Source organism: Candidatus Aquicultor secundus, assembly GCF_002791875.1.
Lineage (GTDB): Bacteria > Actinomycetota > Aquicultoria > Aquicultorales > Aquicultoraceae > Aquicultor_A > Aquicultor_A secundus.
On record NZ_PFNG01000038.1, the window covers coordinates 17,871 to 27,623 of the forward strand.

At 50.9% G+C, this 9,753-nt stretch carries 10 protein-coding genes; 1 reads left to right on the forward strand and 9 read right to left on the reverse strand.

Going from position 1 to position 9,753, the window contains the following annotated elements; all coding sequences use genetic code 11:
• Positions 1-16: 16 nt before the first annotated feature.
• From COY37_RS01565 to COY37_RS01575, 3 genes are all read right to left on the reverse strand, one after another.
• A complete protein-coding gene (locus tag COY37_RS01565; RefSeq protein WP_286678049.1) occupies positions 17-1,165 on the reverse strand; it encodes a DegT/DnrJ/EryC1/StrS family aminotransferase in 1,149 nt (382 codons plus the stop codon).
• Positions 1,166-1,207: 42 nt separating this feature from the next.
• Positions 1,208-1,522 (reverse strand): PqqD family protein, encoded by a 315-nt coding sequence (locus COY37_RS01570; RefSeq protein WP_286678050.1) that lies wholly within the window; start codon positions 1,520-1,522, stop codon positions 1,208-1,210.
• Positions 1,523-1,677: 155 nt separating this feature from the next.
• Complete coding sequence (locus tag COY37_RS01575; RefSeq protein WP_286678051.1) at positions 1,678-1,965, reverse strand: PqqD family protein; 288 nt, start codon at positions 1,963-1,965, stop codon at positions 1,678-1,680.
• Between the two features lie 159 nt (positions 1,966-2,124).
• On the opposite strand from COY37_RS01575, the gene COY37_RS01580 reads away from it, so the two are divergent.
• Positions 2,125-2,880 carry a hypothetical protein gene (locus COY37_RS01580; protein ID WP_286678052.1) on the forward strand — a complete coding sequence of 252 codons (756 nt, stop codon included), beginning with the start codon at positions 2,125-2,127 and terminating at the stop codon, positions 2,878-2,880.
• Between the two features lie 116 nt (positions 2,881-2,996).
• On the opposite strand, the gene COY37_RS01585 is transcribed toward COY37_RS01580, so the two are convergent.
• From COY37_RS01585 to COY37_RS01610, 6 genes are all read right to left on the reverse strand, one after another.
• Positions 2,997-3,428, reverse strand: a complete 432-nt coding sequence (locus COY37_RS01585) for a hypothetical protein (protein ID WP_286678053.1) — start codon at positions 3,426-3,428, stop codon at positions 2,997-2,999.
• A gap of 454 nt (positions 3,429-3,882) precedes the next feature.
• On the reverse strand, positions 3,883-6,492 hold the full coding sequence (locus COY37_RS01590; protein ID WP_286678054.1) for a beta strand repeat-containing protein: 2,610 nt from the start codon (positions 6,490-6,492) through the stop codon (positions 3,883-3,885).
• A gap of 177 nt (positions 6,493-6,669) precedes the next feature.
• A complete protein-coding gene (locus COY37_RS01595; RefSeq protein WP_286678055.1) occupies positions 6,670-7,488 on the reverse strand; it encodes a hypothetical protein in 819 nt (272 codons plus the stop codon).
• 107 nt (positions 7,489-7,595) lie between these two features.
• Positions 7,596-7,970 carry a response regulator gene (locus COY37_RS01600; RefSeq protein WP_286678056.1) on the reverse strand — a complete coding sequence of 125 codons (375 nt, stop codon included), beginning with the start codon at positions 7,968-7,970 and terminating at the stop codon, positions 7,596-7,598.
• Between the two features lie 162 nt (positions 7,971-8,132).
• The gene (locus tag COY37_RS01605) at positions 8,133-8,975 is read right to left on the reverse strand and encodes a hypothetical protein (protein WP_286678057.1); all 843 of its coding nucleotides are present in this window, start codon (positions 8,973-8,975) and stop codon (positions 8,133-8,135) included.
• Positions 8,976-9,220: 245 nt separating this feature from the next.
• On the reverse strand, positions 9,221-9,753 hold a 533-nt coding region (locus COY37_RS01610), incomplete at its 5' end, for a response regulator (protein WP_286975687.1).

Genomic DNA, 9,753 nt, shown 5'->3' on the forward strand with positions numbered 1-9,753 from the left:
TTCAGCAAAAGCGGTGTTAAGCCACCTTGGGATATTTGAGTGAAAAACCGATAACCTCATGTGCTACGCGCTCGATATCGGATTCCTTCAGTTCGGGAAACATCGGGAGCGACACGATCTCTTCCGCCACCTTTTCAGTGACCGGGAAATCGCCCTTCTTATAACCGTATCCCTTGAGTGACGGCTGCAGGTGAAGCGGTACCGGGTAATGAATGCCTGTTTCTATCCCCTGCCCGGAAAGGTACGCCCTCAGTTTGTTACGCCCATCGACACGCACGACGTAGAGGTGGTAAACATGGTCGCCCGAATGGTGTGAGGCGCGGACCGGCGGGACAACGGCTGAGTCCCTGAAGAGACAATCGTATATTCTGGCGTTATAGCGGCGTGCTTTATTCCAGCGGTCGAGGTATTTAAGCTTAACACTTAAAACCGCAGCCTGGACCCCATGCAGGCGGCTACAGAAACCGGGCTCGACATGACTGTACTTATCAACCTGGCCGTGATTTCGAAGCAGCATAACGCGCCCCTGAATAGCCTCATCGTTGGTCACAACGATGCCGCCATCTCCGATTCCGCCAAGGTTTTTGCTTGGATAGAAGCTAAAGCAGGCGGCATCGCCAAAGCAACCGACGCGGCTCCCCCTAAGTCTGGCGCCGTGGGCCTGGCAAGCGTCCTCAACGACCTTTAACCCGTGTTTGGCGGCAATGCGCATAACCTCAACCATATCGGCGGGCTGACCGTACAGGTGTACGGGGATAATCGCTTTGGTTTTTTTGGTGATCGCGCCTTCAAGCTTGGATGTGTCCATAAGATACGTATCCTCGTCGATATCCACAAATACGGGGCGGGCGCCGCTCATAACAATCGCTTCGACAGTGGCGATAAAGGTGTTGGGTACGGTGATGACCTCGTCGCCCGGGCCGACTCCGAGGGCGCGCAGCGCAAAATGAAGCGCATCCGTTCCCGAGCCCACGCCGGCGGCAAAACGTGTGTCACAAAACGCGGCAAACTCATCCTCAAACGTTTTAACCGTATCCCCCAGCGTAAATCCGCCCTCGGCAAGAACCTGGGTAATCGCCGCCTCGATTTCGGCGCTTAAAAACGAGTGTTGGCTTTTTAAGTCGACAAACGGAATCTTTTCGAAAGTATTTTTCGTGCCCGACATGTGGTCCCCTTTCCGTATCGCAGGTTTTAGATGCGCACACGCCTATGCGGCTATATCCCACGGATGCTTTAGCAGCACCAGGATCTCCCTTTCGACAAGCTCTTTGATGAATTCTTCGGTTTCTTTACGTATCTGGCTTTCCGGCTTTTTGCTTTTAGCGGTAAGCGCTTTGATGATTTCGCGCAGCTCGTGCTTGCCATCGGATAGCTCCCATATCTTTGTTCCGGTGGCATTTAAAACAAAGAGCCTTCTGTCTTTTGACTGGACTATCAGGGTTTGCCCGTCAATAACACAGGATGCCGAATCTATCCCGCGCAGCGGGTAGCTGCTCAGACTAATTCTTTGTTTTGCTTCCACAGTAACCTCTCTTATCGTAAGCCTTAGATTGCAGTGGGCCACGTTCAAAGCTTAAAATCGCTGCCTACATTTTTCCCCTAAGTCGGATAAATAAATCACGTAGGCGCTAAAAAAGCCCCGTGTTGGTGAATAATTTAGGCGATCATTCCCGTGTATTAATTACCTGTATGGCTGCTATCAGATAATAGACCGTGGCGGCATAGCTCTTTGGCGCATAAGCTGATATCGTTCATTACCCCCTGGGGATCGGCCTCGTACTCGGATATGACCGCATTAACGATATCCAAGAGACTGTGGTCGCCGTCCCACAAGTGCCATGCCATGAGGGCCGTTGCGTTGAGCATATGAAGCCTTTGGGTGCGGGGATTGTAGATAACCCCCTCCTCGTTAACGACCCTGAAAACAAGGTCCGGGTTTCGGATAAGCCTGGTCGATTCCTCCATGGGTCTCTCCTTTCCATTAACTTAATTCCCCTTTAAGGACGGATTAACGCGTGGGCTCGAAGATTTTTAAGACGGGTAGTTTTTACAAGCCGTCACTCGGGTAAAGAAAGAGCAGCATTCGCACTAGCGAAAAGGAGGAGTTCAATGAGTGGGGGGCATATGGCTAGAAAAACAGGTGAACGAGGCAGGCGGTGGTACTTTTGGATCTGGGTTATCACCAGCATCTTTATACTTGTAGCGCTTCTAGCGGGTCTTGGATATACCGAGCTATCGCATGCTGATAATAGAGGGGTCTTTAAAACGGCAAAGCTTGCCCTCGGGATACAAGGAAGCCTCAACGGCGCGGTTATGGAGAATTATCCAGGAAAGCGGCCGGCAAAGAATCTTGAGATTAGCGTCGACGGCAAAAACATCGAGCCGGTAAAATCCGGTTTTTTTGCGGTCAGGAACCTGCCGACCGGCATACATACGGTTATTATCAAAGGGAAAGGGTATGAAAAAGTAGTTAAAAAGATTGCCGTGGATAAAGGAATCAACGAGGAATCCTTTAGCCTGTCGCTAACGCCGGTTGAAGCGGCAAACCGCTGGATGCAGACGAAAAAAGAGAACAAATACGAGGATACTTACTCGTACCTGCACCCGGATGAGAAGGCCCGGATTGAAAAGACGCGCTACGTTCAGTATAAGAGCAAGCTACAGAAGCAGTATAATGTCTTGCTGAAAGACTTTATCGTTCATACCCCCAGGTTCGTCGACACATGGAAGCACCCGGGTACCGGTAATGTTTATAAGGATATCGCGATTATGAAAGTGGACGGCGTTATTACTGCAAACCATATAGCGCCAATAAAGAAAAGCTGGAACGTCTATGCGCAGAATGTTAAGGGACAATGGATGTTTCTCTCCGCTAACTAACGATTAAAATCTAAAATGGCCGCTCTAATCGCTTTGATATGCCGGCGGCCATTTTAGTAATCCAGGCCCGAAGCGCGGGGCTTATGTAGTCCTCGCGCTTCGGATCCCATGAACACTTACTCTTGATTATCAGCTACTCCGCATTGTGTGGATGTTGAATTGCTTGTATTTGACTGCGTAACGGTGCTCGTTTGAGTAATTGTGTTCGTGCCGGTATTGGATGCAGTAGCATTGCCGCTAACAGCAAACGCGGTGCCGATATTGTTCACGCTGATAGGAGCCGTGTTCGTTGCGCATCCCGAGCAAGAACGGGCAGTCGAGTCGTTGTTTCTTATGGACGTGAGCCCGACGTTACCAACGGCAACCGCAGGACCGGTTGTTGCGCTCACATAATTGCTGATTGTGGCCCTTTGGGTTACACAAGCATGATTTGATTGTGTCGGGCAGCATTTCGGTTTTTCGGGCCTTACGGGACAGCGGGCAAAAGCCATTCCGGTCATGCTGAGTACCAGCGCCAGCGCCAGTAGCACTACTAAGAGTTTCTTCAAAAAGTTCACCTCCTTTCGTAGATAAAACCTCAAACTTGCAAACTTGGTTTGCTGCGGAGCATTGAAGGTTATTGCCAATCACAAATCGGTTCAAACAAATTTATTCCGATAATTCTGATAGGTTTGTTTCCTCGGGCCGCGGCGTTCGAGCAAACACATATCAATATCTTGGATTTACGCAGGTAATAGTGCCAATTGCCAAAATTGGCCATACTATCCTTAAGGTCAGGTTGTTACTATCCTTAAGGATAGTAACCGCAGCTCAATACTGTGGTATTTTCTCTTTGGCAGACTTGGGGGATGTATGAAGTTGCCGGCTAAACGGCTGAAAATGGCCTCCTTTAGAAGCCTCGCAGCACGTAAGCTTATTCATGGTGCCCATGATCAGAAAAAGGGCCTTGCGGCCCTTCTTCGTTTTTGAGTTTCTTTATGTATTCTACAAGGTCTTAATCGTTTAGCGCTTCAATACCTTCCATGGTTTTACAATTAGCGTAAGCTTGATCCATCCAGTGAGTATGCTGAACAAGATCACCCATAGCCATAACGGCAAGCCGATCGGGTGATAATCGCTTGCAGTATATGCTGCATATGCAATGTTGTCCTGATTTCCACCGAGCTTAGCACCCCCGCTATCGCCATTTGCCGATGGCGCAGTGACGTCCCCGCCTGGGGAGCCGTTCTTGGCGTCCGGGTTTGCTTGCACCGTCGCATCTTGGTTATCCGTAGACTGAGCGGCGCTGCTTACCTGACCGCAATCGCTTGTTGGGCACTCGTTGGCCGGGTTAAACCCGATCAAGATTACATTGTCGGTTCTGTTTGGTTCCGTCGAGCCCGTCTTTGCAACGGCATAGCCGCTTATTGCCGTCGCATCGCCCTTATTGAAGATGTCTGCATCATGATCATTGACCGCTACCTGGTCGTTTCCAAAGATATTCTTTGAAATCGCGGTGGAATTCACCCTATTAAGCGGGGCTTTATCCCCAGTAGCTGTCGTATCTCCTGTTTGGGCTTTTGCCTCCTCGTTTGCCTGTGCCTTTATGGCGTTGTTGCGCTCTATCGCGGGTTTTGTGCCGTCCGCCAGTATGTCTTGTTCGAGGCACCCCGTCACCGATATCAGCGCTTCCGTCATGGCGCTCGTGGCGTAAGCGTAACCGCTAAACGCCTTGGCATCGCCATCGTTTTCGATCTGGTTATCAGATGAGTTGAGGGCGGTAGCCGATCCATCCGGCTTGCCCGCAGTCACGTCGGCGATTGCGACAGCATCCGACTTGCTGCCGATCGTGTTAACGGAAACTGTGCCCACCGACACAGCATTCCCGGCCGACGTATCCGACGACCCCATGAGGCTCGCCCATATATCATAGACGATATCGATGACAATCGTACCATCCAGCAACGGTTTCACAACCATGGCTACCGTAGTAAGCGTTGGCGATAGGTTAATCTTGTTACCCATCATGGTATTCAACGAATTTGAGTTTCCGCTTGCCGATGTCGCCAACCCGTTATTCTTGATGGAGTTGCCTGCGTCATTAAGGGCTATCGCCTCCCCATCCGCCTGCTCGCCATGGTTCATGAGAGACGGCTTGGCGGAATCGCCGATCGCAGTTGCCGACGATGTGTTTGCGATAGAATTATCCGCCATCGTACCAAACGCATCCGCATCTCCCGTCGTGGAGTTTGCTTTACCCAGTATCTGCGCCCAGAAGTTGTAGATAATATTGATTGTTACGTTGGAGCCCACCATATTATCGAGAAGGTCGATCTCGCTTGTAATAATCGGCGAGATGAAGATATCGTTGTTCTTCATCAAGTTTAACGCCGCGGCATCGCCGGATACACCGACCGCCCGGCCATCGTTTGCGATCTGGTTACCTGTATCGTTTCCGGCAACTGCGCTTCCATCCGAGTACGAGCCGCTGCCCGATGCGGTAGCCGCCGGCGCATCGCCGATAGCCTTCGCATTGGTGGAATTGTCGATGTTATTATCAACATCGGCTCCAATTGCCGCGGAATCTCCGGATGTGGCGCTCGCAACACCCGTGATCATCGCTATGAATTTGTAGATCAAATTTACCGTTACGTTCGAGTTGATGATATCGCCGCAGACGTTGATGATCGCTTTCACGACGGGCGCCATCTCAATGTCGTTTCCCTGCATATCGTTGCCCGCGTTCGCCAAACCAGTTGCGGCAAGCGCCGTGCCGGTATTCGCTATTGAGTTATCGCTCCCATTAGTGGCGAGAGCGCTCCCGTCGTAAATACCGCCCGCCAACGACGACCCCGCATCGCCTTTCGCAAAGGCTTTGTCGGTGCTGTCGAGCGAGTTATCGGCATCCAATCCAAGAGCGGCGCTGTCCCCGGTTTTTGCCGTAGCCAAACCGGCTACCACCGCCAGGTAATATAACGAAGCTCTTACGGTAATACTTGAATTATTATCTATCTCACCGTATCTACCCACGGATACCGTAACGTCCGAACTAATCCGTGCGGTGTTACCGTCCATGGTGTTGTCGGCCTTCGCCTGGCCCGTATATGCGTCGGCTGTTCCCACGTTACCGACCAGCTTGGTCACACCGTTTTGCGCATACGCCCCACTGTCGCTTGGATCGACAGGCTCGCCCGAGCCTCCTACGGCAATCGCCTGCGAGGTTCCGCCGACGCTGTTGGTAATCTGCGTACCTCGTGAATCCCCCTGCCCGGTCGTCGCCTTGGCCTGGCTATCCACGATTACATTTACATCCTGGTCGACGGTGACCTGTATCGGATCGCTGCTTTGTTGGATCGGGGTCGACCTTTGTCCAGTTCGGGGCGCTTGTATATACTCGGAGCTATCGTAATACCTATCAATTTCGCCTGCGGGCTCAGGATCTCCCGTTGGCTGGATACAATACGTGGGTTCTGAGTTTTGGCTATCCGCCTGCATTTGCGAAGAAACAGGCTGTTCCGCTTGGGTCACGGCCTGCGTTGTTTCGTCCGCTGTATCTGCTAATGCGGGCAATCCGGATAGGCTGATCGCAAGGCATAAAGCCACCAAACAGGCTAAAATCCTCTTCTTTATCACCGGTTCACCCCCTTTCGCTAAGTCATAAACTTTTAGCGCTCTCTACGTTAATCCCTTACCAGTGATATTCAATCCCATGTAATTAATCTTTGTATAAATCTTTGTATAAATCTTTGTTTAATCTGCGTATTGAATTGGTTTGGGGGAGGACTCGGTCCTCCCCCAAATTACTGTTTGTTAGTCCGCCATCAAATCTACGCAAATATCAATAGTCTTGCTTGACATTGCGCCTCTGAAGATATCGACTGCGACATAGTTGTCTGCAAGGTTTGTTGCAACAGCCGGGCCGCTTTCGGCGTTAGCATCGCCTGTGTTGGATACGTTTATTGTGCTTGTGTTGGTAGCACAGCCGTCATTGCAAGCTTTTGCCTTATCATTCTGATCGATGATTGTGGCTGAAGCATTACCAGTTGCGTTGGCATCGCCGGTTGTAGCATCAACATCGTTGTCGATGCCGATGAACTCACAGATATCGCCATCGATAACAGCCGGGCAGCAACCGCCGCAGATATCGCACTTGCCGTCGTTGTTCCCATCCGTGAATGAGTGGCTTAGGCCAGTAGCGCCGTCGCACTCAAACTCGCCGCTTACGCATACATTGCAATCAGCTGTAGCCTCAGCATCCTCGGTGATGGTGTTCTCCACCGAGTTGTTTGCCTGGTTCAGAGCGTTTGCAGGATTGGTATACGCATCCGCGGTACCATGGTTGATGACGTCTTTTGCGCTTGTGTTGGTAGCACAGCCGTTCTCGCCACATGAATCGGCCTCAGCTGAACCGCCGGCACAGGTCAGGCTTACATTACCGGTCGCGTTCGCAACGCCGGTTGTAGCATCAACATTGTTGTGAAAGAAGATATGCTTGATGATATTCCCTTTGACTTCAGCACCACCTTTAAAATTGCTGAGGTTGCGCTCGTTTATCCTGCTTGCAAATGCAAGACTGCTCATGCCGAGCAATAACGCCATCGCTAAAGCTATAACTAGGAATTTTTTCATTAAATTTCACCTCCTTTCATCAATCGTATCTTGCTAAACTTGCTAAACTTGCCGGATTTCTATGCTCTACAGTTTCCTGTTGAAGCCTTAGTGATCTCTATTGCTCTTTATTGGTCTTTTATATCCGCGACGACTCCTTCAACTGCGCTGACGATCTTCCTTGACGAAGAGCCCTTGATGACGTAAGCATCGATCAGGGCCTCCGCCCCGTGCGCCACATCCTCAACCGAGTTAAATATCGAGAGGACGATGACTTTAGCCATTGGATCCAGCTCCTTGATTTTAGAGAGCCCTTCCAGCTTGTCCTTATCCACCGAGCTAAGGCCGATCAAAACAACGTCCGGCCAGGTGGCCTCATAAAGCAGGATGGCCTGCTCAAGCCTTGAGGCCCGCCCCACAACATGGATGCCGTGTGAGCCTAAAAGCTTGCTCAGCAGGTTCTGGAAGACGGTATCCTCATCAACTACTAATGCCTTAATCATATGGATCCTCGTGTGGCTTCGCTTCTCCAAACAAATACTCATAATAGTTAACTGCTCGTGTTCCTTAGTTCTATGCTACTACCCGACCGGCGAACTTACTTCCGTCTTTGGGTCAGTGTTTAACTGTCCTTGTGGCCAGTATTTTCTTAGTACGATGTCCCCCTAATGAAGGGCCGGCGGAGCAGACCTGCATATCGATCCCGCATACAGTCCCACACCCGTTAGCGCAAGCATCGCGCCTATCAGGTACCAGTTGTACTCCATTCCTGTAAAAGGCAGCCTTTTTCTCGGAATTTTGGGACGGCTGGTCGTTGTCACAAGCTGCTGTACCGATGTTGAAGTAGCGCTTGCCAAAACTGCCGTCATGCCAACCTGCGTTGTGGTCGTCGTAGGTGCTACGGTCAAACTCGTTGCTCCCGCTACAGTCGTGCTTGTCGTACCTTGTCCCGCCGTCGTGCTTGTCGTACCTTGTCCCACGGTCGTGCTTGTTGTGGCAGGTGCGGTGGAGCTTGTTGAGTTCGGCGTCGTTACCTGCGTTGTGGTCGTGGGCAGTTGTGTGGTCGTCGACCGTTCGGTCTCAGGCACTTTAAACTCAACGTTCATAAACGCTTTTTTGCCGTTAACAACCACGTCCGCCGATGCGAATATAGTTACATCGCTGTTCTTTATCTCAGAGAGCGGAATTGAGTAGCTATGGTTGTTATCCGATTTAGAAATCAGGTACTGTGTCCTACCATACGACATCGCGCTTGTGACTCCGCCCGGGTTACCCCTGAATATAATTACGGTGAAGTTCAACTTGTAGCCGCTGTCAGTTGAAAAAACAACTGACAGGTTGGACCCGTCATTGGATACGCTCACACTGCCCACCGTCAGCGATTCACCCTTGGCGTTATCAACCGAGAGCGGGGCGGACGAGCCGGCAAGCACTCCCCCTAAACCAACCAGCGATGCGATTAAGTACGCAACGGCCGCCAGTGCAAAAATTCTCCTAAGGTTCCGCATATTCTTCCTCCTTCCTGCTTATGCCTTACCTTTGCTTCCTAAACCACCCGTTGTCCTCAAAGAAACAGCGCATCACCTTCAAGAGCAAAACAAAGGTTTATGTATTTGTTCCATAAAAAAGGACTTATAATTCCAAACTTAGGGTTAGTATTTAACCGGCCTTTAGGCTAGGTTTAGCAGGTAGAGCCGCAATGCGGCCTTTAAAATAATTAATGGGATACGTGCCCAAAAGAGTCGCTTGATTGTTATGCCACCGTCGAGCGGTATGCCGCTTTGGCGGCTTCGACCCTGTTTTTAACGCCGAGCTTGTGGAAGATGTTGCGGATGTGAAACTTGACCGTGCTCTCCGAAACATAGAGTGTCTTACTGATCTCGGCGTTTGAAGACCCGTTTGACAGCAGTTTCCAGACTTCTTTTTCTCGAGGCGTCAGGCGGTCTGAAACTTTTGTGTTCTGCCTGGCCAGGGGGATAACTTTGCCGGTTAGCTGGGGGGATATCGGGTTGAGGCCATCCGCGGCTTGGCGGACCGCCTCCACGAGTTCGGTTCCCCCAACATTTTTAAGCAGGTATCCGTTCGCACCGCTCTCAAGCGCCCGGACAACATAGTACTCGTCGTCAAACCCCGAGAACATTAAGACCTTGGCGTTTTTGTTGCGCATCCTGATATTTTTCATCGTAGTGATGCCATCGCTGTCGGGTAATTTTACGTCCATAATGATAACGTCGGGCTTGGCGTAATCGACGATCTCCATCGCACGCTTTCCCGTCGATGCTTCCC